General features: G+C 45.5%; 22 protein-coding genes. All 22 read right to left on the reverse strand.

The features are described 5' to 3' along the window. Nucleotides 1-9 precede the first annotated feature (9 nt). Nucleotides 10-378, reverse strand: a complete 369-nt coding sequence (locus V7R35_RS04870) for a response regulator (protein ID WP_334013586.1) — start codon at nucleotides 376-378, stop codon at nucleotides 10-12. After that, a complete protein-coding gene (locus tag V7R35_RS04875; protein WP_334013587.1) occupies nucleotides 375-1,130 on the reverse strand; it encodes a ParA family protein in 756 nt (251 codons plus the stop codon). The genes V7R35_RS04870 and V7R35_RS04875 overlap by 4 nt, the downstream gene beginning before the upstream one ends. Next, nucleotides 1,127-1,384: a hypothetical protein gene (locus tag V7R35_RS04880; protein ID WP_334013588.1), complete on the reverse strand. Its 258-nt coding sequence runs from the start codon at nucleotides 1,382-1,384 to the stop codon at nucleotides 1,127-1,129. The genes V7R35_RS04875 and V7R35_RS04880 overlap by 4 nt, the downstream gene beginning before the upstream one ends. Further along, nucleotides 1,375-3,918 carry a chemotaxis protein CheA gene (locus V7R35_RS04885; protein WP_334013589.1) on the reverse strand — a complete coding sequence of 848 codons (2,544 nt, stop codon included), beginning with the start codon at nucleotides 3,916-3,918 and terminating at the stop codon, nucleotides 1,375-1,377. Before V7R35_RS04885 ends, V7R35_RS04880 begins: the two co-directional genes overlap by 10 nt. Next, nucleotides 3,915-4,286, reverse strand: coding sequence for a response regulator (locus V7R35_RS04890; protein WP_334013590.1), 372 nt, complete (start codon nucleotides 4,284-4,286; stop codon nucleotides 3,915-3,917). The genes V7R35_RS04885 and V7R35_RS04890 overlap by 4 nt, the downstream gene beginning before the upstream one ends. A gap of 1 nt (nucleotide 4,287) precedes the next feature. Then, a complete protein-coding gene (locus V7R35_RS04895) occupies nucleotides 4,288-5,142 on the reverse strand; it encodes a CheR family methyltransferase (protein WP_334013591.1) in 855 nt (284 codons plus the stop codon). Next, entirely contained in the window at nucleotides 5,142-5,777 is a 636-nt protein-coding gene (locus V7R35_RS04900) for a HEAT repeat domain-containing protein (RefSeq protein WP_334013592.1), read from the reverse strand. Before V7R35_RS04900 ends, V7R35_RS04895 begins: the two co-directional genes overlap by 1 nt. 14 nt (nucleotides 5,778-5,791) lie before the next feature. Next, nucleotides 5,792-6,829 carry a chemotaxis-specific protein-glutamate methyltransferase CheB gene (gene cheB / locus V7R35_RS04905; protein WP_334013593.1) on the reverse strand — a complete coding sequence of 346 codons (1,038 nt, stop codon included), beginning with the start codon at nucleotides 6,827-6,829 and terminating at the stop codon, nucleotides 5,792-5,794. A 40-nt stretch (nucleotides 6,830-6,869) separates the two neighbouring features. After that, a complete protein-coding gene (locus V7R35_RS04910) occupies nucleotides 6,870-8,417 on the reverse strand; it encodes a chemotaxis protein CheW (protein WP_334013594.1) in 1,548 nt (515 codons plus the stop codon). 29 nt (nucleotides 8,418-8,446) lie between these two features. After that, entirely contained in the window at nucleotides 8,447-10,354 is a 1,908-nt protein-coding gene (locus V7R35_RS04915) for a methyl-accepting chemotaxis protein (protein ID WP_334013595.1), read from the reverse strand. Nucleotides 10,355-10,687: 333 nt separating this feature from the next. Continuing rightward, entirely contained in the window at nucleotides 10,688-11,083 is a 396-nt protein-coding gene (gene mutT / locus V7R35_RS04920; RefSeq protein WP_334013596.1) for an 8-oxo-dGTP diphosphatase MutT, read from the reverse strand. Further along, nucleotides 11,083-13,791, reverse strand: coding sequence for a preprotein translocase subunit SecA (gene secA / locus V7R35_RS04925; RefSeq protein WP_334013597.1), 2,709 nt, complete (start codon nucleotides 13,789-13,791; stop codon nucleotides 11,083-11,085). Before secA ends, mutT begins: the two co-directional genes overlap by 1 nt. Before the next feature lie 160 nt (nucleotides 13,792-13,951). Beyond that, nucleotides 13,952-14,830 carry a peptidoglycan DD-metalloendopeptidase family protein gene (locus V7R35_RS04930; protein ID WP_334013598.1) on the reverse strand — a complete coding sequence of 293 codons (879 nt, stop codon included), beginning with the start codon at nucleotides 14,828-14,830 and terminating at the stop codon, nucleotides 13,952-13,954. A gap of 167 nt (nucleotides 14,831-14,997) precedes the next feature. After that, the gene (gene lpxC, locus V7R35_RS04935; protein ID WP_334013599.1) at nucleotides 14,998-15,909 is read right to left on the reverse strand and encodes a UDP-3-O-acyl-N-acetylglucosamine deacetylase; all 912 of its coding nucleotides are present in this window, start codon (nucleotides 15,907-15,909) and stop codon (nucleotides 14,998-15,000) included. 206 nt (nucleotides 15,910-16,115) lie between these two features. After that, nucleotides 16,116-17,282: a cell division protein FtsZ gene (gene ftsZ / locus V7R35_RS04940; protein WP_334013600.1), complete on the reverse strand. Its 1,167-nt coding sequence runs from the start codon at nucleotides 17,280-17,282 to the stop codon at nucleotides 16,116-16,118. 106 nt (nucleotides 17,283-17,388) lie between these two features. After that, nucleotides 17,389-18,618 (reverse strand): cell division protein FtsA, encoded by a 1,230-nt coding sequence (gene ftsA / locus V7R35_RS04945; RefSeq protein ID WP_334013601.1) that lies wholly within the window; start codon nucleotides 18,616-18,618, stop codon nucleotides 17,389-17,391. Between the two features lie 7 nt (nucleotides 18,619-18,625). After that, nucleotides 18,626-19,330 carry a cell division protein FtsQ/DivIB gene (locus V7R35_RS04950; protein ID WP_334013808.1) on the reverse strand — a complete coding sequence of 235 codons (705 nt, stop codon included), beginning with the start codon at nucleotides 19,328-19,330 and terminating at the stop codon, nucleotides 18,626-18,628. A gap of 100 nt (nucleotides 19,331-19,430) precedes the next feature. Further along, nucleotides 19,431-20,411, reverse strand: a complete 981-nt coding sequence (locus V7R35_RS04955) for a D-alanine--D-alanine ligase (protein ID WP_334013602.1) — start codon at nucleotides 20,409-20,411, stop codon at nucleotides 19,431-19,433. Between the two features lies 1 nt (nucleotide 20,412). Next, a complete protein-coding gene (gene murC, locus V7R35_RS04960; protein WP_334013603.1) occupies nucleotides 20,413-21,858 on the reverse strand; it encodes a UDP-N-acetylmuramate--L-alanine ligase in 1,446 nt (481 codons plus the stop codon). Further along, entirely contained in the window at nucleotides 21,858-22,955 is a 1,098-nt protein-coding gene (gene murG / locus V7R35_RS04965; protein WP_334013604.1) for an undecaprenyldiphospho-muramoylpentapeptide beta-N-acetylglucosaminyltransferase, read from the reverse strand. Before murG ends, murC begins: the two co-directional genes overlap by 1 nt. Further along, nucleotides 22,948-24,366, reverse strand: coding sequence for a cell division protein FtsW (gene ftsW / locus V7R35_RS04970; protein WP_334013605.1), 1,419 nt, complete (start codon nucleotides 24,364-24,366; stop codon nucleotides 22,948-22,950). The genes murG and ftsW overlap by 8 nt, the downstream gene beginning before the upstream one ends. After that, a complete protein-coding gene (gene murD / locus V7R35_RS04975) occupies nucleotides 24,363-25,724 on the reverse strand; it encodes a UDP-N-acetylmuramoyl-L-alanine--D-glutamate ligase (RefSeq protein ID WP_334013606.1) in 1,362 nt (453 codons plus the stop codon). The genes ftsW and murD overlap by 4 nt, the downstream gene beginning before the upstream one ends. Nucleotides 25,725-25,728 lie beyond the last annotated feature (4 nt).

Consider the following 25,728-nt stretch of genomic DNA (forward strand, 5'->3'; position numbering starts at 1 on the left):
AATCTAACCTTATGCAGTTGGCACCAACTGCTTTACTACACCTAATAATTGCTCTGGCTCAACAGGCTTTACTAACCATCCTGTTGCACCCGCAGATTTGGCTTCTTCACGTCGGCTTTGCTGAGACTCTGTCGTCAACATCAACATCGGTGTAAACCTGAATTTAGACTGCCTTTTCAACGTTTGTATTAGCTCTATGCCGTTCATACCAGGCATGTTCAAATCTGTAATAATCAACTTAGGGCTAATTGACTCAAGGGCCGTCATGGCTGCCTCTGCACTCTCCGACTTGGTTACTGTGTAACCCGCCCGTTTTAACAACATCTCCATACTCATCAGCATTGTGGCTGAATCGTCGACTAAGTGTATTGCGCTCATTGCATTACCTCTTCATTAATTCCGATTAGCTGTTTACACAGTTCAGTATAGTCATGCGCACCACGACTATTCGGCGCATACGCCAATATCGGTTTATTTTCTGCAAATGCCTCGGCTAGTTTTATGTTTTTGTGTATTGGTCTTAGTACTTTGTTACGTCCATAGCGACCAAACCAATTACTCATCTCTTGTCGGTGTAGTTTCAAGCTTTGCTCTACCATTACAGGTAGTATTGTTAAACTTGTCGCTCTGAACTTTCGCTCTACCATTGCATTGCGGCAGGCATTGAGTAACTTCTGCACGCCATCGCTCGCTAGCGGCATGGGTGTAGCTGGAATAATGATGTCTGTGGCGGCAGACAAAGCAGCCATAAGTTGCGGACTTAATGTGGGTGGCGTGTCAATAATCACCATATCAAACTGCTGTGACACTTCATCACTGTCACACCAACGACGAATAGCGTCTAACGCAATATCCTCATTAGTATTGGCACGCGTGGTGTCTACATTAGTCGCGTATATTTTGTCGCAACACTTAACTATTGAGGTAAAAAAACCTTTCAGAGGCATAGATGTAATACTCGTTTGTGACTCGTTACCAAGCGCACTTAATCCTTGCATTACATGACCTTGATTGTCTAGGTCGAGTACTAAAACACGGTTGCCATGCTGCGCTAAACCAAAAGCCAGATTCACCACTGTCGTGGTTTTTGCTGTACCGCCTTTGCGATTTGCAACCGTTATTACTCTCATTCACACCACACTTTGTTGTTGTCAGTTTGGAGCATCTCTACTAACCAATATAGTTCTGATGATTCAGGCTGTACACTAACCTTTGGTCTTAAGCAAAGCAGCACTTGGAAAACTGCGGTGTGAGCTGTCGCTAATGCCTTTAAATTCAACTGTCTGGAAGCATCTTCAGTGAGCCAGGAAAATAAGGTTTCCGCTTCTTCAATTTCACAGTGTCCGGTGAGCACAGCCACCTTCTTCTTATACGTTACAGGCATGTAGATAATACCTCCTGTACATTGATGATAAGTAGTACTCGACCATCACCTAGTAAAGCTGTACCAGAGAAGTGTGAATACCCCGCAAGCACCCCTTCCAGAGGTTTTTGAATGACGTCGATACCTTCATGAAATTTGTCTATGATAAGCCCAAACTCCCCCTGTGGCGTCGACACAACCAATATCGAGTGTTCATCTTTTTCATCGTTTTGTTCAAACCCTAGTGCGTCTCGTAAACTGCAAAGCGGCACCAATTTATCGCGTATCACAAGTACACTTTCATTACGTATGCGCTGGATATCTTGTGTAGGTACTTTCACAGTTTCTACCACTGCATCCATGCTTACGCCAAACATCTGGTCATCGACTTCGAACATCATAACGCGATTTACAGACATGGTTTGAGGTAACAGCAGCTTGAAAGTAGAGCCTACACCCACTTCACTCTGCATTTCGATAGTACCACCCGCTTGACTTACCATCGTTCTGACCGCATCCATTCCTACGCCACGACCCGATAAATCTGAGACTTGTTCACTGGTAGAAAAGCCGGCGGCAAAAATTAACTGGAGTGCTTCATTGTCGTCGATACTCTCAAGCTGAGCTTCTGTAATAATTCCTTTCTGAAAGGCCAGTAACTTAATTTTATTAGGATCGATACCTTTACCGTCATCACGAATTTCAATAATGACACTGTCATCAAGAGGAGTAGCAATTAGATCTATTCGCCCAGTCTCAGACTTACCGGCTTCTATTCTGTCTTCGGGTGATTCAATACCGTGGTCAATACTATTTCGCAGCAGATGAATAAGTGGTTCCGAGAGAGATTCGATGAGATTTTTATCGAACTCAGTGTCTTCACCTTGCATACACAGTTCGATCTTTTTATCGAGCTTTCTTGATAGATCTCTCACTAATCTTGGATAGCGCTGAAAAACATGAGAAACCGGCACCATGCGTATTTGCAATACTGCACTTTGCAGTGACTCGGTCAATCTATTAACGATTGAGAAATGCGCTTTTATCTGTTTGCTTAGCTTCTTACTTCCCCCCTCTTCTTCGGCCTGTTTTGCCAAATAAGGGAGTGAGTTCTTAGCGACGGTTAGTTCACCCACAATGTCCATCAAGTAATCAATTTTACTTTGGTCGACCTTAAGCATTTTCACTGCCTGGCGCTCGGCTTTTGCCGGTTGAGTAGGTTCTTCTTCCGCTGCTGGCGCCTCAGCCTTGCTGTCCTCTAAAGCAATGTTGTCCGCTTCAGGTTCATCATCTTGTTTTTCCTCAAGTGCGGTATTAATAGCACTAACTAACGCTGCATCGTTGCTAAAGGTTTGTTTAAGTACATTACCCACAACCATAGAGATTGAAGGAAACATAAACTCGGCGTTATAGTTTTCAGAATAAAGCAGTGCAAGCTGTTGCTCTAAAAGTTCTCTCTCATGAGGCAGAAGCCCTTGCTTACCAGACACTGACGCATTTGAACTCGTCTCGCATGCTGCGTCTTCTTCGGTGACATCGCCATCGGTATCGGTATCATTCAAAAAGCGCATATCGTCATGGGATGATAAAAACGACAACACCGCTTTCAATGGCATTTCATGTGTTTGGGATGTGAGCAATAAACCCGCCGTCGATTGCAGCATCTGGCAATTTCCTGACTCACGAGCTTCGTTCAGTGCATCGTTCAATGCCTCGTCATCGAGCTGCGCGACACTATCGAAGATTTTTTCTTTACAACGGTGTTTAAGCGCTTTCTGCGTTAGCGTATGTAATGTGTATTGCCCTTCGTAATATGCCATATGAGACACAATGGCGTCTGCGCTAGCCTCGCCCATTGCAGTGATTTTTAATACACATTGATAAACGTCCGCGTCATCCGCCATCTTAGGCGCATTAACTTCAAATGCGTGTAACCCTGGTAGCGCTAACGTCACATTAACCGGATCTTCACCGCGGAAAAAACAGCCTTCATCTGGACTGTACTCGATAACATACAAGTCTTGTGAGCCACTTTTCGCTAAAAGAGCTATGTCGGCATCATCGTCAAATGCGTTAAGAACATCAGATACCGCACTTGTTATTGATGTTGAATCACTTGACTCGACGCTTTCATTTGTTGGCTTGTCATCGCCCTGCGCTCCCGCTTGAGACGGATCAATAAAAGCGCGTAGCTGGGCGCCTAGATCGGCTGATATTGGCTGCCACTCTGCAAGATTTTGCGTTCCGCTTTCAAGCTCATCAAACCACATTGATATCTGGTCAAGCGCTTCAAGAAGTAGGTCACCAATGTCGTCACTGTACTCGACATCTTGTGCCCGCACGCTGTCTAGCAAGTCCTCAGCGGCGTGTGCCAAACGTGTTAGCGGCTTTATGTCAAATAAATCTGATGACCCCTTGATAGTGTGCAAATCTCTAAAGATTTTATCCACTTTGTCTGATGATGGGCCTGAGGCTTGAATTTCAATCAGCTCTTGGCTTGCTGACTCAAGATTCTCTCGAGATTCGCCAATAAAGACGTCAAGTAATTCACTCATTGATTCCCCCCCAAAACAGCGCTCACAATTGACTTTAATGCGTCTGCATTTACGGGCTTAGTCATGTAAAAGTTGGCGCCACATTGATAGGCTCGCTGCGCGTCTTGGCTCGCAGACTCTGTGCTAATCATGATAATGGGAACTGCACGCAGTAATTCGTTTTGTCGTATCTCTTTACAAAGCCGGTAGCCATCCATTTTTGGCATATTTACATCTACCAAAAATAAATCAACGGGAGTACCGATCGCCTTTTCTAATGCTTCAACACCGTTTTCAGCTTCTTCTACAACGCGGTCATCAGAAGATACCAACATTTTATGAAACATTCTGATCGTGGACGCATCGTCAACTATCATTACTGTCTTCATGTTACGCCCCTCCTGCAAGTGGCTTTTGGTAGGCAATAACATCACCGAATTTACGCACCTTGAACATAGACGATATACGGCTCATTGACTCGCTGTGTCCTAAAAAGATGTATCCACCTGGTTTCATTGAATCAAACAATACATGTGCAGCTTTTTTGCGCGACTCATCGTCAAAATAAATAAGCAGGTTTCGGCAAAAGACTAAGTCAAAATTGCGAAATTGCTTCATATTCGTTCCTGATAAAAGATTCGCTAACGAGAACGAAACCGACTCTCTTATGTCCTCACAAAGCTGAAACTGCCCATTGGTTTCGATGAAATATTTCTTAATCATTGCTGTGGGAATATTTTGTACCGAACGCTTCGAATAGAGCCCCTTTTTGGCTGATGCTAGTACGCTACTGTCAATGTCCGAAGAAGCAATTTCAACATCCCTATGTTCCAACCCTTTCCAATTCTCAATAAGGTGAATCGCTATAGAGTAGGGCTCTTCGCCTGTGCTTGAAGGTACTGACCATATACGTAAATCCTCGCCCGGTGGGCGATAACTATCTAACTCGTCCATGATGAAACGAGTCATCGCGTCAAACTGGTATTCCTCGCGGAAAAAGTATGTCTCGTTTACCGTCATAGCATTTACGAGATTTTGAAACTCCTCGCCTGATGCCTGAAAGCGCATAAACGTGAAATAACTTTTAAAACTAGAGTGCCCCGTCGCTTTCATCCGCTCATGTAAACGCTTATCTACAAAATACCGCTTCGAATCTTCGAAGTGGATCCCGGTTTTTCTGTAAAACATAGACCGAAATCGCTCAAAGTCAGCCACTGCGATCTTTTCTAACGTAGCTGTACTCATCACGCACTCCCTAACTGATTTCGTATTAGGCTAATAACAAAGGAAATGTAAGCGTGGTTTGGAAAGCGGCTTTCTACTGTTTGAAGAATGTCGTAAGTGGAAGCGTTTGAGACTTCGGCAAGCTTATCTAAAGCTGTTCCAACAACGTTTTCATTATCATCATTTAGTGCAATATGATGGAGCCAATTTAATGCTTCGGGGTGAGCAACTGCACCGATGATATCAACACAGAAAATACGTGTATCAGGGTCCTCGTCCTGCATAAGTTTATGCACATTATGTGCAAACAAATCCGGGTTTTGCTGCATAAGCTCAATCGCACCGTTGCGTATTTGCACCTGCTCACTCTTCAGCATCGTAATCAATTGAGAAGCATCAGCATCAGTCATATTGTGCTCAAGTGCACTAAACAATGCCTCTATAACAGTTGGGTCGCTTTCCGTGGGGAGTCGCTCCAAAAATACTTTGTGCGCATTTTCGGTATTAGCTAAGTCTCTTATTGCCCATCGTCTTGTGCTGCTGTCTGCTGACGCCAAATCAGCGATCAGCTGTTCCTGAGTCCGCTCTGCGCTTCGTTTTTCTTCGTTTTGCGCTTCTGTGTCGACACTGCTTTCTGCTTTCTTTTTTAAACCCATAACGCTAGCTCCTGTTATCGACAAAGTGCATTTAACTTTGACACTATTTTCGGACTATCTAAAACGTGACTTGCACAACCTGCTTCAATCAATTCCTTTGGCATGCCAAATACCACTGATGTCGCTTCGCTTTCAGCAATAGTAGTTGCCCCGCCTTTAAAGGCTTTACTCATTGCGGCTACACCATCACATCCCATGCCTGTAAGCTGAATGCACAACATAGAAACGGGCTGATAACAATTAAGGGCACTATCGACCATACGGTCTACGCTCGGATGCCACAAGAAACTGGGACTCGCTGGTACAGGCCGCACATGAATATCAGAGCCGGTTTTAGAAAACGCTAAGTCTGCATCCCCCTTCGCTAAGTAAATTTTTCCTGTTTCAAGTTTCATTCTTGATTCCACTTCAACAACGCTCAACGGGCAAAGCCCATCTAACCGTTTTGCCAACGCTTGCGTAAATGACGCAGGCATGTGCTGAGAAATCACTATGGGCGCCGGAAACGACGGTGAAATATTGGTCACTAAGTGTTCAAGCTTTCTCGGACCGCCTGTAGACACGCCTATTAAAACAACTTCAAAAGGTGCAGTTTTACTGCTTCGAACCACCTTTTGCTTTACTACAGGGGGCTCTTTTATAGTTGGTCGCTGCGCCCTTCCCGTCTTGGCTAACGCGTTTATTTTATTAATCAACGGCGTTTCGATATCTGAGATATCTCTTGCAACAGTGCCCCCTGTTTTTAGAACAAAGTCACTAGCACCGAGTGCAAGTGCTTCTAAGGTAATCGCAGCACCTTTCTGTGTAAGTGATGACACCATAATGGTGGGGCATGGATATAGCTTCCTTAGTAAAGCTAAGCACGTCATACCGTCCATCACTGGCATATTGATATCGAGTGTTATACAGTCAGGTCTAAACTCAACGGCTTTAGATAATGCTTCTTCACCGTTGCGGGCGACCTGAACAGTGAACCCCTCTTTTTCAAATAATTGAGTAAAGAGTTTGCGCATCAGCGCTGAATCATCCACTGCTAGTACCTTTACCGACATAGCATCTCCCATCAAATACCTTAGTGTATTACCTATTCAATTAACATTGCTCTTGCGCTTGCGCCACGGCGTTGTCATTTAACAAAACAGTAGGTTCAATAATTTGAATTATGCGTTTTTCATCGTTCAATTTAATTAATCGACTTAAGAATTCAGACTGCATTTCTGACAATGAGGGCGCTGTTTCGATGGTCTGTTTCACCACGGTTTTTACCTCTGCCACACCATCAACAATAAATCCTGTACGCTGCTTATCTTTAGTTAACACAACAATACGTTGACGCTCAGACGTCTCACTGCTTGGAATACCAAGACGGCTTCTCAAGTCGATTACAGGCAATACAGTTCCTCGTAAATTGACAATCCCTTTTAAATAATCCGGCGTGCTTGGAATGCTCTCTAGTTTTTCAGGCACACGGGTTATTTCTTGCGTGTCATCTATACTCACGCCGTACTCCTGACCATTAATCCAGAAGATGACGTATTGTTCACAATCATCTTCGTTGATTGCGACATCATTGTTCTCGCTCATCTGCGACTCCTGCTTTATGTCTTCATCCAGAGAGCTCAATGCAGTCTTAAGCGCTCGGCTATAAACATTGTTAAGGTTAATAATCGAGACAAGGCGCTTTCCGCCGTCGCTTCTATAAACCGCTTCTAGCAACCCGGTTTCCGCACCGTCGTTACAAACCGATGGCACTGCTTCCAGTTCACTTTCAGAGATTGAAACAACGTTACTTACTTTAGCGACCACAAATCCTACGCTGCCGAATTCGCTGTTTTGTGCAATGACGATACGAGACGCTTCGTTAATATCGGTATGCATCATGCCTATGCAGTTTGCCAAGTCGACGATAGGAATAATGCGGCCTCGCAAATTCACTAGTCCTAGTACAGATGGCGCACTTTCTGGAAGCTGAGATATTTCAGAAGGCACACGTACTATTTCTTCTACGTCCTGCAGATGAAATGCGAACTCTTGATCTTCAAGCGAGAAGCAAACCAATTGCTGCAGGCTACGGTCATCTGATTCAATAGGCTCTTCGTCACTGTCAATATGATGCATACCCGACAGCTGCATGGTATTACCGTCTTGTTTGGTTACCGCTTGAGCCCTTGCAAGCGATGAAACGTCGAGGATCTGCTCAACAGGATGGCTATCCTGTTTGATGATACCTTGCATGTATTCGTAGGCTATCGACTCTGTCATCGACTTTTTATCGATAACTGTATCGTTGGGAACGCCAAATACTTTCAGCACTCTATCTACCATAAAACCAACGCTACCTAGCTCCGATTCCACCACTACGACACGGGTCACATCGGTAACTTGTGCGCTTACACCCAGCAAAATCATGCTTAGGTCATATACGGGTAAAACATTACCTCTTAGGTTTGCTAAGCCAATCATTTGAGCGGGTCCGAGCGGTACCGACACTACGGTAGGGACACGTATTATTTCGCCTACAGAGTGCATCGGAAAGGTAAAACGCTCTTCATTAACAAGAAAGGAAACGAATTGCTGTTCACCGTCGCTCGTGTCGTCCTGAAGATTTTCAGTACTTTCTACATTTGAAACATCAGTCATAAGAAAGACTCCTCTGACAAGGTGAACCGTTAGCCGTTTTGCATTTCATCTGCTACTGAGGCAATTTCTTCGATAGATTTTGCAAGAATCTCCATGCCTTTGCTCTGTTGATCAGCTGCATTAAGTGCTTGCTGACAGTTGCTGCTTGCCTGTTCATTAGCAGCGGCTATTTGTTCAAGGCCTTTCTGCGCTTGCGTTACACCGGCAGCAATTTCCTCACCACGGTCTTTCATGGATTGGTTGTAATCCACTACCTCAGAGATATCGGCTGCTATCCTTTCTACGTCTTTGGTTGTTTGTACTGCCTTCATAACTTCTCGCGATGCGCTTTCAGCTACGTTGGTAAGGTCGGTTTTAACACTGACTGTTTGGTCTTGTATGGCCTTTATTAGGTCTTTTATTTGTTCCACATTTTCAGCGGCCTCATCGGCTAAGCTTTGAATATCAGCTGAAACAACCGCAAAGCCTTTACCATACTCACCTGCTCTAGCAGCTTCGACAGCGCCATTTACTGCCAGCATACTGGTTTTAACTGAAACGGTTGTGATGGTGTCTATGACCTTGTCTATTTGACGTGTCATAGCCTCCATCTCATTGATTGCACTAACATTCTCTTTACTTGTTTCAAGTGCTAAATTGATACCACTTACCATTCCTTCAATAAGTGCACGGTTTTCTGTCAAAAGTTCTGTTATTGCACTGCCTTTCTCTAGGGCTAAATCACACTGAGATGACGCCCTATCAACACCCTCTCGCAATAGGTCAATATTACCAACTGCTTGGTCTACCGAACTCGCCGCTTGTTGTGAACCATTGTTAACCTGGGTAAGAGCAGTCATAATTTCGCCAGATGAGCGATTAATCTCTTCCAGTGTTGCTGATAATTCCTCGGCCGAAGACGCAACTTCTTCAGCACTTTTGTTGATGTCGGTGCTGTTTTTAAGCTCTTCAGTGATAAGTTCTAACGACTGCGCGGCTTGTTCAGCTTGCGATAATGCAACGCTCTGCTCAGACACGTTTGAAGACACCTCTTGAGCGGCAGTAGACTGCTCGTCTGCTGCGCAAGAAATTGCTTCTGAACCTTGTTGGATTTCTCTAGCTGCACCGTCCATCGATTTGACTTGTGCCTGTAATTCATCAGCACCATCTGCTATCGACTTCATATCATCTTTGATGGTAACGAGCTGTTCGGTTACTGCTTCACCCTTCGTTACTTCTTCAAGTGCCGCTTCTGATGAGGATTTAACAGCATCTGATACTTGATTTGATTGTTCCTGGATTTTTTCTATTTGCTTGGCGATGTCTGCAGCGCTCTTATCCGACACTTCGGCTAATGCACGCACCGTGTCAGCTACCACAGCAAACCCCTTGCCATGTTTACCGGCACGGCCAGCTTCAATCGCAGCGTTTAGGGCAAGTAGGTTAGTTTGGTCAGCGATACGCGTTACTTGTTTAACGGCCTCACCAATATTAGAAGCCTGTTGCTCGAGCTCACTCATCATAACTACCGAGCGTGATTGGTGTTCTGAGGCAGTTTTGACACTTGTCATCATAGTGCCCAAGTCTCCGACCACGCGTTCGAGGTATGTTTGGAGCTCGTTGGTTTTATCCATGGTAGCGCCAGCAAGCTCGAGCTGTGCGACGAGACCACCGGATATTTGAGTGACTGCAGCCAAACTCTCTTGGCTTGCACTGCTTGACTCTTCTGCGCCTGCCGCAATTTCATTTACCGCAGTAGATAGTTGGTCAGTCGCGCTCGACGCTTGGTTTACTCCACTTACGAGCTCGGTTGTGGCTGACGCTACACGTTCAGCAGCTTGTTGCTGCCTTGCCAGCGTCCGAGCTTTTCGGCGCTGCTCTTCAGCTTCTTTTCTCATTTTCGCATCCACGTGAACTGTGGGTGCTGCGACTGGGTCCGATGATTTTTTGAGCGCCATGGCGTTTCCTCGTTGTACGTATAGTTGTCACCTAAACACTATCGTCAACAAAACGCATTGGTTACGTATAAATCCAAATACTATAGTATAAGAAACTATACCATAGTTTAAAAATTATGGTTTTTTACATGCCATGTCACTAATGTCGTAAGTGACACACTTTTAATTTTGAGTATTGAATATTAAAAGAATTTTATAAGATGGGGAGAGAAAGCAGAGTTTAACTGGAAGTCAAAGGCTAAAGGTCTAACGTAAATATTCATGGCACAACTTTTTCCGACAACGAATTTACAACACCGTTTAAAGTTAGACCAAAGTAGTAATGTTTGCAACCTAAGTGCTAAGTGATTTTTGTACAGAGCAAATAATATCAGCGTTTGCTGAGGGAAAGTCTGCACTTTTTAGTTGAGAGACAGCAAGCCACTTGCTTTGTTGCCCTTCTTTACCGAAAGGCTCCCCAACGAAGTCATTGACAATATGAACATCTAGCTTCACCAGTTTATCACCATAGTCATGTGAGATAACGATAAGCGGCGTAGTGTGTCTCACATCAATGCCGACTTCTTCGGCTAGTTCGCGTTTTAGCGCGTCTTGGACTGTTTCGCCCTGCTCAACCTTACCGCCGGGGAACTCCCATTTTCCGCCTTGATGGACATCGTCGGGACGTAGCGTAATGAAAATGTCGTTGCCACGGGCGATAACACCCACGGCAACATGTACTACTTTCATTATTTCAACTTACCGTGGCACTGCTTGTACTTCTTACCTGAACCACAAGGACATGGGTCGTTACGACCTACTTTGGCGCCTTCACGAACTTGAGTACGCACTTTGTCGCTCGCTTGTTCTGGCGTTGCCGACGCTTCTTCATGTTCAAAGTTCTTAGGCACATCGTCTGCTTGACGACGTTGCTCTTCTACCTTTTGAACGTCTTCTTCTGCTTGTACTTTCACGCGGGCTAAAATAGTAATAACTTCAACCTTAAGCGCTTCAAGCATTTGTGAGAATAAAGCAAAAGACTCACGCTTATATTCTTGTTTAGGGTTCTTCTGTGCATAACCACGAAGGTGAATACCTTGACGAAGATGATCCATAGCTGCCAAATGCTCTTTCCAGTGGCTGTCTAGGTTTTGAAGCATAACGGCTTTTTCAAACTGACGTAGAACTTGTGCACCTACTACGTCTTCTTTCGCTTTATAGGCTTTAACTACTTCGTCAAGAATACGTTCACGAAGCTTCTCTTCGTAAAGTTTGTCGTCGTTTTCTAGCCATGTTTGCAGTGGCAAATCTGTTGCAAAATCTGCTTTCAAGCGCTCTTCAAGGCCTTTAACATCCCACATTTCTTCTAGCGACTGTGGTGGAATATATTCGTCAACCACACCGCTAATAACGTCTTCACGAATAGCTGCAATAGTTTCGCTAATATCGCCTTCATCAAGAAGCTCGTTACGCTGCTCGTAAATAACCTTACGCTGATCGTTAGCTACGTCATCATACTCAAGCAACTGCTTACGAACATCGAAGTTACGCCCTTCAACTTTACGCTGTGCGTTTTCGATAGCGCGTGTTACCCATGGATGCTCGATAGCTTCGCCACGCTCCATACCCAATCGCTTCATCATATTGCCCATTTTTTCAGAGGCAAAAATACGCATTAGTGCATCGTCTAACGACAAGTAGAAACGGCTTGAACCTGGGTCACCCTGACGACCAGAACGACCACGTAACTGGTTATCAATACGGCGTGATTCATGACGCTCTGTACCGATAATATGAAGACCACCAGACGCAAGTACTGCATCGTGGCTTTCTTTCCACGCCGCTTTTACTTTTTCAATTTGAGCTTCAGTTGGGTTTTCAATTTTCTCAAGTTCGGCTTGCCAGTTACCACCTAACACAATATCGGTACCACGACCTGCCATGTTTGTTGCAATGGTAACTGCTCCAGGCTTACCTGCCTGTGCAACAATATCTGCTTCTTGTTCGTGGAATTTAGCGTTAAGTACTTTATGCGCAATTTTTTCTTTCTTAAGAATGCGCGAGATAAGCTCTGAGTTTTCGATAGACACTGTACCCACAAGCGTAGGCTGACCACGTTTTACGCAGTCTTTAATGTCTTCAACAATGGCTTCGTATTTCTCTTCAGCAGTAAGATAAATAAGGTCGGCATGATCTTTACGTTGCATCGGGCGGTTAGTTGGAATGACCACCGTTTCTAAACCGTAAATATGATTAAATTCGAATGCTTCGGTATCAGCAGTACCCGTCATACCTGCTAGTTTGTTGTACAAACGGAAGTAGTTCTGGAACGTAATTGAAGCAAGGGTTTGGTTTTCGTTTTGAATACGAACGCCTTCTTTTGCTTCAACCGCTTGGTGCAAACCTTCAGACCAACGACGGCCTTCCATCGTACGGCCCGTGTGCTCATCAACGATGACAATCTGGTCGTCTTTAACGATGTAATCAACGTCTTTTGCAAACAACTTGTGTGCGCGAAGCGCTGCGTTGATGTGGTGAAGTAATGATATATTGCCTGCAGCAAATAAAGACTCGCCTTCTGGCAGCATGCCCTCTTGCTGAAGAATTTCTTCAACGTGAATTTGGCCGCGCTCGGTTAAGTGAATTTGCTTTGCTTTAAGGTCAATAGTGTAGTCGCCGTCGCCTTCTTGGCCTTCTTCATCTTCTTTGTCTTGCTGAACAAGCTTAGGAATAATGGTGTTAATGCGGCGGTAAAGCTCTGAGCTATCTTCGGCTTGACCTGAAATAATTAGCGGAGTACGCGCTTCATCAATAAGAATTGAGTCAACTTCATCCACTACGGCATAGTTTAGTGGACGCTGTACACGGTCTTGCGGGCTAAACGCCATGTTGTCGCGAAGATAATCAAAACCAAATTCGTTGTTAGTACCGTAGGTTACGTCAGCTTGATAAGCATCACGCTTTTGCTCAGGAGACATACCCGGCACGTTACAGCCAACGCGCATACCTAAGAAGGTAAACAGTTGGTTACTCCATTCAGCATCACGACGAGCTAGGTAATCGTTCACGGTAACTACGTGTACGCCTTTACCCGATAGCGCGTTAAGGTAAGTCGGTAGCGTTGCAGTAAGGGTTTTACCTTCACCTGTACGCATCTCAGAAATTTTACCTTCGTGCAGTACTTGGCCACCTAGCATCTGCACATCAAAGTGACGCATACCGTAAACACGTTTACTGGCTTCACGAACAGTAGCAAACGCTTCGTTTAGAATGCTGTCTAAGGTTTCACCCTTTTCAATGCGCGCTTTAAACTCATCGGTTTTCGCTTTAAGCGCCTCATCAGAAAGCTTTTCATACTCTGCTTCCAGTGCATTGATGGCATCAACGTTCTTGCGTAATTTTTTTAATAGTCGGTCGTTCCTACTACCGAATACTTTTCGAAGGATGCTTGAAAACATTAGCTTTTATATTCCACTACTTGTCGAGACGCCGCACACGGTGCACAGCTAATTAAACCAATAAAGCACAACACTCTACCTGCTGTACTTTGCGATATTTTTACATTGTTTTTGATGCGCAGTAGCCCATAGACTACATACTTACCTGGCTGCTACCGATTTACTTTTTGTAAACGTACGGTAGAGGATCGACTTGTCTTCCGTTTCTTATTACTTCGTAGTGGACATGGACGCCGGTTGAACGCCCAGTGTTGCCCATTTTAGCGATTGGTTGGCCTTTGGTGACCACATCGCCTATTGATACGGTAAGGCCATCATTATGCCCGTAGCGGGTAATAAACCCGTCACCGTGATCAATTTCTACTAGCTGCCCATAGCCATAACGATCGCCCGCCCAGGTAACTATCCCTGCAGCAGTAGCTACAACGTTATCGCCCTCTTTACCTGCAAAGTCCAACCCTTTGTGCATTGTGGGTTTTCCGGTAAATGGATCAGCACGCATACCATAATAAGAAGACAACCACCCTGACTCAATCGGACGACCAGATAATTGGCTCTGTTCGTGGATATGGTGACCCCGCACCAAACTTTCAAGCATAGATAACTGCTGAGATTTTAAATCTAGCGATTGTTCAAGCTTGCCTATTTCATTAAGGATGGGGTCGTCTTGGAGGTTATCCGGTATCGATACCGGTACGAAAGCGTCCAGGTCAGCCGCTGACATACCTAATTCTGTTGCTATTTGCTTTCCTTTTTCATCTAACAACGACGCTTGAGCAGATAGCTCAGCAACGTGAGAAAGCAATGCTTGAAGTTTTATTGTGGTTTGTTGCTTTAGCGCTTCAACGTCTTTTTGCGTTTCGTTGACTTCAGTTTGCGCTAAACGAACGCGAGCGACATCTTCAGATACAGACTCTGTAGAACGGCTCGACACTAGCATGAAAATAGATGAAAGCACTGTCGCGCTCACAAGCGTACGGACACTGATACTGTGCCTGTAACGTCTATTTTTTCCAGCGAGTGTTATAGTTAGTTTCATACCACGAAGAAGTTTTGCTGTTTCACGCCAGCGCCAATTGCGTTATTTTGTGTTTTAGGCCACTACGCTTGGGTGAAATTTATATAATTATTCGGCTACTGTAACATTAAATGCAGTAATTGCCATACGAAAAAAAGCCGCCCCAAAGGCGGCTTTTTCAAAATTGCTTATGCAAGAGCAGGTTGCGCGTAGCGAATGGGCGCTGTTTCTTGCGAATCGTACGTTACGTATTCCCAACAGTCTTTTTGTTCGAGTACTGCATTAAGCAGTTTATTGTTAAGACCGTGGCCTGTTTTATACGCCTTTAATTCACCAATTAAGCTATGTCCGCCAAGGTATAAATCGCCGATTGCATCAAGAATCTTGTGCTTCAAGAACTCGTCATCGTAACGAAGGCCTTCAGGATTTAATACGCGGAACTCATCAAGCGCTACTGCGTTTTCCATGCTGCCACCTAACGCTAGGTTGTTGGCATTCATATATTCTAGGTCGCTCATAAAACCGAACGTGCGAGCGCGGCTAACTTCGTTAACGTATGAGCATGAATCAAAATCCATCACCATATGTTGACGAGTTTGGCTGATAACGGGGTGATCGAAGTCGATTTGGAAATCAACTCTAAAACCATCGTAAGGCACAAGCTCTGCCCACTTATCACCGTCTTCTACACGTACAGGTTTAGTAATACGAATAAATTGCTTTGGCGCATTCAGCTCTTCGATACCGGCAGACTGAAGTAAAAATACGAACGGGCTTGCACTGCCGTCCATAATAGGCAGCTCGTTACTGTCTACTTCAATAATGATATTGTCGATTCCAAGACCCGCTAATGCAGACGCTAAATGTTCTACCGTTTGGATAGTGACACCGTCTTCATTATTTAGACACGTACACAGCATGGTATTACCTACCGCGTTTGCACGCGAAGGTATGTCAACATGAGGTTCAAGGTCAACACGCCTAAACACGATACCCGTGTTTGCAGGCGCAGGTCGGAGAGTCATTGTGACCTTTTCCCCTTTATGAAGCCCAATTCCGGTTTCCTGAACCGATTGCTTGATTGTACGTTGTCTAATCATATGCTTAAGCTTTTACCTATTAAAAAAGCGGTCGCGAATTATAGTGAGTTATTACTCACATGTCAAAAAAGTGCAATAAACCACCAATCATAGCAGCAAGACTGACACCAAAATGACAAATTTTCGCTAATTATTTTGTTATAAAACGCTGCTTACTTATATCGTAAGACATTTAAAAACCAAAATAATTCCCTTATTCAGCGGTATTAGTCTGCTTGCTTACGCAAGAACGCTGGAATATCTAAGTACTCCAAGTCGTTATCAGGCTGAGCACTGTCTTCCGCTTTAAGCGCTTGGTTACCTTCAGTGCCACCCACTGCAGAACGTGGCTCAGCGGTTTGTGAGCTACCATATTCTTTCGCTGGCGTGGTTAAACGAGAACCTTCAGAGCTAACCAGGGAAATGTCAGGCTTGCGCTCTGCGCCAATACCGGTTGCTACAACCGTTACGCGAAGCTCATCTGTCATTTCCATATCAATAACAGTACCCACAACCACTGTTGCGTTTTCAGATGCAAAAGCCTTAACAGCGTTACCCACTGTTTCAAATTCGTCGATAGCGAAATCTGGACCAGCAGTAATATTCACAAGAATACCGCGAGCACCTGACAAGTCGATATCTTCAAGTAATGGGCTGGCAATAGCAGATTCAGCAGCTTCTTCAGCACGGTCTGGACCACTTGCTGCGCCGCTACCCATCATTGCTTTACCCATTTCAGACATAACGGTACGCACGTCTGCAAAGTCAACGTTAATTAGACCAGGGCGAGTAATTAGCTCTGCAATACCCTGAACCGCACCGCGTAGAACGTCATTAGCTGCACTGAATGCTTGAAGAAGTGGTGTGCCTGGGCCCATCACTTTAAGCAGCTTTTCGTTAGGAATAGTAATTAACGAGTCTACGTTGTTAGCTAGTTCTACAATGCCTTGTTCTGCGAATGAAGTACGCTTTTTACCTTCAAACGGGAATGGCTTGGTAACAACCGCAACGGTAAGAATACCCATTTCACGTGCAATTTTTGCCACTTCTGGCGCTGCGCCTGTACCTGTACCACCGCCCATACCGGCAGTGATGAAAACCATGTCAGCACCGTCAAGCGCTTGACGAATGGTTTCTCTGTCTTCTTGTGCTGCATCGCGACCAATGTTTGGATCGGCACCTGCACCCAGACCTTTCGTTACGCTAGAGCCAATTTGAAGTGTAACGTCTGCACTTGAACTACGCAGTACCTGTGCATCGGTGTTAACCGCAATAAATTCTACGCCTTCAATGCTTTGAGACACCATGTGCTCAACAGCATTACCGCCGCCGCCACCGACACCGATGACTTTGATTACGGCTTCTTCGCCGTGACTATCCATTAATTCGAACATACTTACTCTCCGGTTGTACGTCTTCAAACACTACGCTATTTCATTGATATAGACTTATTGCTTCCTGCAAGTCTTAATGCTCTAGCAGTAGCGCCCCCAAATAAAATTAAAATTCACCTTTAAACCAGCTTTGCACACGTTGAAATAAGCTTTCACCGGGTTTCTGCGTACTGGACTTCTTATTATCAGATTGTACTTTGCCGTATTGCAGCAGTCCTACAACTGTTGCAAAACCTGCGTCATCAACATATTCAGATAAGCCTTTTACATTGATGGGTTTGCCCACGCGCACGGGCATCTGGAAAAGCTCTTCAGCAAACTCAACGGCACCTTCCATTTTGGCAGTACCGCCGGTAAGTACAAGACCTGCAGCAATTTGCTCTTCCAGGCCGCTGGCACGTATTTCATCGTGTACCAGCTCGAACAGTTCTTGATAGCGAGGCTCAATAACCTCTGCTAACGTATGTCTAGACATGACTCTCGCCGGGCGTCCGCCTACGCTAGGTACTTCAATGCTGTCTTCCATACTCACCATATCTTTTAATGCACAGGCATAATTTACCTTTATTTCCTCTGCATTGCTGATTGGTGTTCTAAAAATCTTCGCAATATCGCTGGTAATTTGATTACCAGCAACAGGGATCACAGCAGTATGACGGATAGCGCCGTCGGTGTATATCACCATATCCATGGTGCCGCCGCCAATATCAACTACACATACGCCAAGCTCACGCTCGTCGTCGGTAAGCACTGCATAGCTAGACGCGAGTGCTGAGAAAATAAGTTGGTCAGCATTAAGCTCGCAGCGCTCCACACACTTCACCATATTCTTTGCCATATCATCGGCACAGGTAATGATGTGCGCATCGGCTTCCATTCTTACACCCGACATACCAATTGGGTTTTTAATACCTTCTTGTACATCAATGGTAAATTCTTGTGGAAGCACATGAAGTAAACGACGCTCGGCCGCAATAGGCACACTGCGCGCTGCATGAATAACGTTATCAACGTCTTCTTGCGTTACTTCCTGATTGTTAATTGGCACCATGCCGTTTTCGTTTTGGCATTTTACGTGTCGACCCGAGATAGACATGAAAACTGAAGAAACGCGGCAATCTGCCATTAACTCCATCTCGTTTACCGCACGCTGCACCGACTTTACAACCAAATTCAAGTCGTTCACGCCGCCTTTATCCATGCCTTTCGATGCATGGGTGCCCACGCCAACAATACTGATTTGATCATCATCTAGCAGTTCGCCCACCACGGCCTTCACTTGGCTGGTGCCGATATCTAGTCCTACAATCAAATTGCGTTCAGCAGGTTTTGACATGGTTTCCTTAACTCTCTTCATTAGTGGTACTGTCGTCGGCCCAGCCAACGGCAACACCCGTGTCATAGCGAAGGTCGACGTATTTCACCGCCTTCTCTTGCTGCGTCAGAAGTGGGTATACATCGATAAAGCGTTGTAACCTATCGATAAACTCCTGACGCCCTAAATTTAATTTAATGCCGTTTTTCAACTGCACCTGCCATGCAAACCGCTCGCTTAAGCTCAGTTCATCAATGGCCATATCGGTTGTGCCAATTAATGCATGCATGGCGTTGTAGCCCTCAAGGGCTGTTTTTTCACTACCACCTGGGCCATACAGCCTTGGTAGTGACAGCGTAACGCCTTCGTCATTGAAAGTGTCGCCGTAAGGGTTAAGCAGTAAATCCTCGTTCCATTTAGCGACGGGTTGCTGCTCAACCAAATATATCTTCAACGTATTCGGCCACTTCTTTCGAACCGAAGCGCGGTAAACCCACGACTGAGACTCAACAAGCTCGAATACTTCATTAACGTCCAGCGCAAAAAAACTGCCCGGTTGCGCTTGACGAATTAGACGCTCTAGCTTGGTAATATCGATATGCTTATAGTCACCAGAAAAATCGATAACCTGAACCGGCATTTGTTGTTCATCATACAAATACTGGTTCGCCTTAATACCACCAATTACCAAGCCAACAATAACGACAAAAAGAAACGCAACGCCAGCCCACATTTCACGCTTTGTGTGCTTAACTTTCACCGACGTCGATAATTCGCGCCTTTTTTGCTTATCCGTTTGCTCAGTCATTACCGCTTCACTTATTCATTGCGGTTTAACGCGCGTCAACGGCCAATTCAGGTTGCACATCAAAACTCGTCGATAGAATACTCAAAACAAGTTCATCAAAGCTCAACCCTGCTACTTTCGCCGCTTTTGGCACCAAGCTTTTCTCTGTCATGCCGGGTACCGTATTTGCTTCAAGCAAATAAAACTGTCTTTGGTTGTCTTGCATAACATCAACACGCCCCCAGCCACTGCCAGATACTGCGTCAAATGCACGTGCTGCAAGCTTAGCCAATTGGGCCTCTTGCTCTTCAGACAAACCGCTTGGGCAATAATATTCCGTAGTATTATCCTGATACTTCGCAGCATAATCGTAGAATGTGTGTGGAGTAGACATGCGAATAGACGGCAAAGCCTGCCCCTGTAGCACAGAAACAGTAAACTCTGGTCCGTCGATATACTGCTCTAACAAGACTTGATTATCGTATTTAAAAGCGTCTTGAATAGCAGCTTCAAGTTGTTTAGCACTTGTCACTCTCGCCATGCCAATACTCGACCCTTCTCTGGCCGGTTTTACCATGACTTCATTCCCCAATTTATCCATTATAGCGCTGCACTTACCAGCTTCAAAGTGCCTTTTGTCAGCAATTTCATATTTTGCTGTTGGTAAGCCCAAACTTTGCCACACTTGCTTAGTATGAATTTTATCCATTGCTAGGGCCGAACCCAGTACACGACTGCCTGTATAGGGTATTTTCAGTAGCTGTAATGCCCCCTGCATTGAACCGTCTTCGCCGCCTCGCCCGTGCAGCATTATCAACGCTCTATCTACATTTAGCGTAATTAAATCGGTTAACGGACGCTCGGCTGGGTCGAAGGCAAACGCATCAACACCTTGCCTAAGCAACGCGTTCAATACTGCATTACCCGAATTTAGCGACACTTCGCGCTCGGCAGAATCGCCTCCTAACAGAACGGCTACTTTGCCGTATTGGTCTGGCGTGTGAGTATTTACAGAAGGTTTATACATCTTATTGTCCTTCTTCTACTAAACGCTGAGGTTCAAGCTCGTGTTTAGCAAGCAGCTTAGCAATTTGACCGATATTTCCCGCGCCTTGTGTCATCACGATATCGCCGTCTTGCATAATGTTAGCAAGTATCCCGGGGAGCGCGTCTTTATCGCCTACATATACAGGCTCTAGCTGTCCGCGCTGGCGAATAGAGCGGCATAGTGCTTTGCTGTCTGCACCTTCAATCGGTTGTTCACTGGCGGCATACACATCAAGTAGCAGAAGTGCATCAACACTTGAAAGCACTTCCACAAAGTCTTCATACAAGTCACGGGTACGAGTAAAGCGGTGTGGCTGATACACCATGACTAAACGTTTATCAGGCCAATTGGCACGCGCAGCCGCTATGGTGGCTTTAACCTCTGTTGGGTGGTGACCATAGTCATCTACCAAGCATACTTCGCCTTTACTGGTATTAAACGTACCGAGCTGTTCAAAACGACGACCTATACCTCCGAAGATGGCTAGTGCACGAATAATAGCTTCATCGTCAATACCCTCATCGGTAGCAACAGCAATTGCTGCAAGTGCGTTTAGCACATTGTGGTTACCAGTAAGGTTCAGCGTAATATCTAGCGGGTCGTGATCTGGGCGAATAACCGTAAAGTTGGCTTTTCCGAACGACAAACTAATGTTCTCGGCACGGTAGTCGTTATGGGCTTCAAAACCATAAGTTAGAATGCTACGTCCTATTCTAGGGCGAATTTCCTGAATATTAGCATCGTCGCCACAGACAATAGCTTGACCGTAAAATGGCAAATTAGATAAGAAATCTACAAAGGTGTCTTTTACCTTTGAAAAGTCGCCGCCATAGGTATCCATATGGTCGGCTTCAATGTTGGTCACCACCGACACCATAGGCTGTAGATGAAGAAACGACGCATCGCTCTCATCCGCTTCTGCGATTAAATAGCGACTTTTACCCAAGCGCGCATTAGTGCCAGCACTATTGAGCAAACCACCAATAACAAACGTAGGGTCGTATTGCGCTTCTGCAAAAATAGTTGAAATAAGGCTGGTAGTGGTGGTTTTACCGTGCGTACCGGCAACCGCTATACCATGACGAAAACGCATTAACTCCGCCAGCATTTCGGCACGGCGAATAATTGGAATACGCTGCTCACGTGCAACCACTATCTCAGGGTTTTGTTCGTTAATGGCGCTCGACACAACGATGACGTCCATGCCTTCCACATTTTCGGCACGGTGGCCAATTTTTACGTCTGCACCTAGCTCGGTGAGTCGCTGCGTCATTGGTCCTTCTTGAATATCAGAACCTGAAATTGCATAACCTTCGTTTAACAATACTTCTGCGATACCGCCCATACCCGCACCGCCGATGCCGATAAAGAAGATATTTTTTACCCTACGCATTTGCGGGCTTTCAAATGGGGTTTTAAAAACCATTATTCCCCTACTCCTACCACGCTTTTAACGTGGCTTACTACGTGTTCTGTGGCATTGGGGCTGGCACATTGTCTTGCCAAAGCTCCCATATTCAAACAGTCTTCTGGATGTGAGATCCATTGTCGTACTGCTTGCCCTAAATTTTCTTTTAGTACTGGCTGCGCAATCATTAGCGCAGCTTGTTTGTCGACCAGCGACTGTGCGTTTTTGGTCTGATGATCGTCCACCGCATGTGGTAGAGGAACAAAGATAGCAGCTCTACCTGCGGCAGCCACTTCACTTACTGTTAATGCTCCGGCGCGACATACTATAAAGTCGGCCCATTCGTACGCGGCGGCCATATCCTCAATAAAATCGCTCACTTGCACGGTAGAGATATCGGCACCAGCCTGTTCATATGCACGTGAAACAGCAGCGCTGTTGCCTTTTCCGCACTGATGCTTTATCGATAGACCTTTCAGCATACCGCATGTTTGCGGCACGGTATCATTAAGTACTTTGGCACCCAAGCTTCCGCCCACTACTAACATATTTAGCGGTGTATTGTCTGCACGCGCCGTTTCTGTAGGCTTAGTGCTTACCGCCCAAATGGCATCGCGAACAGGGTTGCCAACCGTATGTACTTTTTCGCTTACTGATGAGAACTCGCTACGAGCACTATCGAAGCCTAAAAGTACACGGCTTGCTATTTTACTAAGCAACTTGTTTGTCATTCCTGCGGCTGCATTTTGTTCATGCACTATCACTGGAATACCTAATGACTTGGCGGCTACACCACCTGGTCCGCTTGCATATCCGCCAAACCCAACAACAATATCAGGTTTGATGCGCTTGATAATACGCCTAGCTGAAAACAAGCTTTTCACCAATGAAAAAGCGCCTTGTAAACGGGTTACAAGCCCCTTTCCTCGAAGCCCTTTAACTGGAATAAAATGAATGGGGATATCGTGCTTTGGCACTACATCGGCTTCCATTCGCTCGGCGGTACCTAACCATTGCACATCCCAGTTCTGTTCACGAAGCGCATTAGCTACTGCAAGGCCAGGAAAAACGTGCCCGCCAGTACCGCCTGCCATTATTAAACACCGCTTAGCCATTGTCAGCCTCCGCGGCAACCCGTGCCAAAATTGCTTTTATACCGGCTTTACCTTCATCTTCTGGTGTTTTTGGTTTCTTGGGCGCTTGGCTGTCAGCATTTTCTGGAGAAACCTGTGATCCTTCAAAACTGTGTTCACCTGCAGTTGTACTTGCACTTGCAGACGCTGCGGTTTTAGCTGCACTTTTACTTTTAGCTGATGCTGACTTTCGACGCTCGCCTTTGCCATCACCGCGATCAAGTGCCTGAACGCCATCTACACGCAGCTCAAAATCGATACGTAGCAAAATAGCTACTGCAACCGACATAACAATAAGTGAAGAGCCACCGTAGCTGACCAGAGGCAAGGTAAGACCCTTAGTAGGAAGAATGCCTGCGCTTGCACCAATATTTACTGCGGTTTGGAAACTAAACCAAATACCAATGCTGTATGCTAGGTATCCGTCGAAGGCGCGGCCTTTCTCTAACGCTCGATTACCAATGCTTAGCGCTTTTAGTACCATCCACAAAATAAGTGCAAGTACTGCTAGAACACCCACAAAGCCAAACTCTTCTGCCAGAATGGCCATAATAAAGTCGGTGTGTGCTTCGGGTAAAAATTCTAGTTTTTGTAAACTATTTCCAAGGCCTTGACCAAACCAATTACCACGACCATAAGCCATAAGTGATTGAGTAAGCTGATAGCCTGCACCGAACGGGTCGGCCCATGGATCTAGGAATGACGTAACCCGCTTAAGTCGGTATTCTTCAAAAACAATTAGGGCTACCACCGCTAAAACGCCAACAAATACCAACGCAAAGAATTGCCACAGTCTTGCGCCCGCCAAAAACAGCAAGCCTATGGTAGTAGCAAACATAACTACCACGGTGCCCAAGTCGGGCTGAAGCAGCAACAACATAGCAAGCACAAAGAAAACAACTAGCGGCTTAATAAACCCTTTTAAGTTTTCTGTTACTTCTTCATACCGGCGTACCAAATAGCCAGCCAAATAAGCAAAGAAATATAACTTGGCTGGCTCGGCCGCCTGCACCGTAATTGGCCCAATGACTAACCATCGGGTACTACCATTAACGGTCCTTCCCACTAACAGCACAGCAACAAGCAGTCCAATTGCGGCCAGCAATAAATATGGGTTAGTAGTACGCCAAAAACGCATGGGTAACTGAAGCACAATCATTGCAGCTGTAAGTGCGCAGGCAATGTAAATACCGTGGCGAATGGCAAAGTGAAACTGATTATCAAAGATACGCGCTGCTACAGGCATAGAGGCTGAGGTAACAATGACTAAGCCAATGCTCATTAGCGCCAACGAAATAAGCACAAGTGTTACATCATAGGGGTGTGTAGACGGTGCCGCACCGTCGTGGCGAGCGGCAAACAGTGCGCTTAACTTAGTGGTAGCTGTGGTCATATTGAAGCCTCCACAGCACTCTGCCTATAAACGGCCTGCTGAAAAACTTCACCGCGATGCATATAGTTTTTAAACATATCAATACTGGCGCACGCTGGTGAGAGTAATACGATGTCGCCCTGCTTCGCCATGTCACACGCTTTTTCAACAGCGCTGTCCAAGGACTCCACTAGGGTCGTAGCTGCGAAAACATCCTTAAAGGCGCTAGCGTCTTTACCAAAGGCAAATACATGGAGCACACAACGCGCTAAATATGGCGCTAACGCTTGTAAATCTGCGCCTTTTGCATCACCGCCGGCAAGCAAAATAATGTTACCGTTTAGCATAGGTGACAGACCTTCCAGCGCCGCAATAGTAGCACCAACATTGGTAGCCTTTGAATCGTCAATAAAACGAACCTGATTAACGTTTGCTATTTCCACACAGCGGTGTGGCGCACTTTTAAAGCTTTTAAGATGAACAGCGGCTTGCTTTGGCGCAATGCCTAATGTGTCGCAAAGCCCTAGTGCTGCCATTACATTGAGTACGTTGTGCGTGCCTGCAAGCTGTATGTCTGCTAGTGCAATAACAGGTGTAATGTTAAACACTATGTAGGGCTGCTTATCTATGACAGAAACTGCAAAGCCATCATCTGACTCACCCAAGCCATACTCAGTGATAGCGTTTATATCGTTTTCTGGTGCAACAAACTCCCCGTCGCGCCACACAACAGCTGATAGTGCATTATCAAAAATGCGGTGCTTTGCATCGATGTAGTTTTCAAGCGTGATGTGTCTGTCTAAATGATCGTCAGAAATATTTAGGATGCTGGCGGCATTAAGCACAAGTGATGACGTGGTTTCCAATTGAAAGCTAGAGAGCTCAAGAACAACAACATCAGCATCACTTTCTAATGCTTCTAAAACCGGACGGCCTACATTGCCGGCTTCAATACTTTTTATACCGCAGGCAGTAAGTAAATGCGTAACGAGCAGCGTAACCGTGGTTTTGCCATTTGACCCTGTAATGCCCACGACACGTTTTGGCGTAGATAACGTTTGGTTTAAGCGCGCAAACAGTTCAACATCACCAATCACTTCAACACCACATTGTTTGGCAAGCTTCACTTGTGCAAGGTTCAGCGATAAGCCAGGGCTTAACACAAGTGTATCGATGCCTTCAAAGTACGTGGCGTCAAGTGTATCCGTGGTCACTTTACCCGCTAACGCCTTTTCAATATCGTCAGGCAAATTTACGGCTTGGCGTGTATCAAAGGCCTTCACATTCGCATTGTGTTTTAGCAAAAAGCGCACGCAAGCCTGACCTGTAACACCTAGGCCACCGACAACATAACTGTGCTCACGTACGTTATACGACATCAAT

This window comes from Alteromonas sp. S167, from assembly GCF_036864375.1.
In the GTDB taxonomy this organism is placed as follows: domain Bacteria; phylum Pseudomonadota; class Gammaproteobacteria; order Enterobacterales; family Alteromonadaceae; genus Alteromonas.

Excerpts from the sequence above, each read along its gene's own strand:
- V7R35_RS04870 (WP_334013586.1), bottom strand. The coding sequence starts at position 378 with ATGAGCGCAATACACTTAGTCGACGATTCAGCCACAATGCTGATGAGT.
- V7R35_RS04875 (WP_334013587.1), bottom strand. The coding sequence starts at position 1,130 with ATGAGAGTAATAACGGTTGCAAATCGCAAAGGCGGTACAGCAAAAACC.
- V7R35_RS04880 (WP_334013588.1), bottom strand. The coding sequence starts at position 1,384 with ATGCCTGTAACGTATAAGAAGAAGGTGGCTGTGCTCACCGGACACTGT.
- V7R35_RS04885 (WP_334013589.1), bottom strand. The coding sequence starts at position 3,918 with ATGAGTGAATTACTTGACGTCTTTATTGGCGAATCTCGAGAGAATCTT.
- V7R35_RS04890 (WP_334013590.1), bottom strand. The coding sequence starts at position 4,286 with ATGAAGACAGTAATGATAGTTGACGATGCGTCCACGATCAGAATGTTT.
- V7R35_RS04895 (WP_334013591.1), bottom strand. The coding sequence starts at position 5,142 with ATGAGTACAGCTACGTTAGAAAAGATCGCAGTGGCTGACTTTGAGCGA.
- V7R35_RS04900 (WP_334013592.1), bottom strand. The coding sequence starts at position 5,777 with ATGGGTTTAAAAAAGAAAGCAGAAAGCAGTGTCGACACAGAAGCGCAA.
- cheB (WP_334013593.1), bottom strand. The coding sequence starts at position 6,829 with ATGTCGGTAAAGGTACTAGCAGTGGATGATTCAGCGCTGATGCGCAAA.
- V7R35_RS04910 (WP_334013594.1), bottom strand. The coding sequence starts at position 8,417 with ATGACTGATGTTTCAAATGTAGAAAGTACTGAAAATCTTCAGGACGAC.
- V7R35_RS04915 (WP_334013595.1), bottom strand. The coding sequence starts at position 10,354 with ATGGCGCTCAAAAAATCATCGGACCCAGTCGCAGCACCCACAGTTCAC.
- mutT (WP_334013596.1), bottom strand. The coding sequence starts at position 11,083 with ATGAAAGTAGTACATGTTGCCGTGGGTGTTATCGCCCGTGGCAACGAC.
- secA (WP_334013597.1), bottom strand. The coding sequence starts at position 13,791 with ATGTTTTCAAGCATCCTTCGAAAAGTATTCGGTAGTAGGAACGACCGA.
- V7R35_RS04930 (WP_334013598.1), bottom strand. The coding sequence starts at position 14,830 with ATGAAACTAACTATAACACTCGCTGGAAAAAATAGACGTTACAGGCAC.
- lpxC (WP_334013599.1), bottom strand. The coding sequence starts at position 15,909 with ATGATTAGACAACGTACAATCAAGCAATCGGTTCAGGAAACCGGAATT.
- ftsZ (WP_334013600.1), bottom strand. The coding sequence starts at position 17,282 with ATGTTCGAATTAATGGATAGTCACGGCGAAGAAGCCGTAATCAAAGTC.
- ftsA (WP_334013601.1), bottom strand. The coding sequence starts at position 18,618 with ATGTCAAAACCTGCTGAACGCAATTTGATTGTAGGACTAGATATCGGC.
- V7R35_RS04950 (WP_334013808.1), bottom strand. The coding sequence starts at position 19,330 with ATGTGGGCTGGCGTTGCGTTTCTTTTTGTCGTTATTGTTGGCTTGGTA.
- V7R35_RS04955 (WP_334013602.1), bottom strand. The coding sequence starts at position 20,411 with ATGTATAAACCTTCTGTAAATACTCACACGCCAGACCAATACGGCAAA.
- murC (WP_334013603.1), bottom strand. The coding sequence starts at position 21,858 with ATGGTTTTTAAAACCCCATTTGAAAGCCCGCAAATGCGTAGGGTAAAA.
- murG (WP_334013604.1), bottom strand. The coding sequence starts at position 22,955 with ATGGCTAAGCGGTGTTTAATAATGGCAGGCGGTACTGGCGGGCACGTT.
- ftsW (WP_334013605.1), bottom strand. The coding sequence starts at position 24,366 with ATGACCACAGCTACCACTAAGTTAAGCGCACTGTTTGCCGCTCGCCAC.
- murD (WP_334013606.1), bottom strand. The coding sequence starts at position 25,724 with ATGTCGTATAACGTACGTGAGCACAGTTATGTTGTCGGTGGCCTAGGT.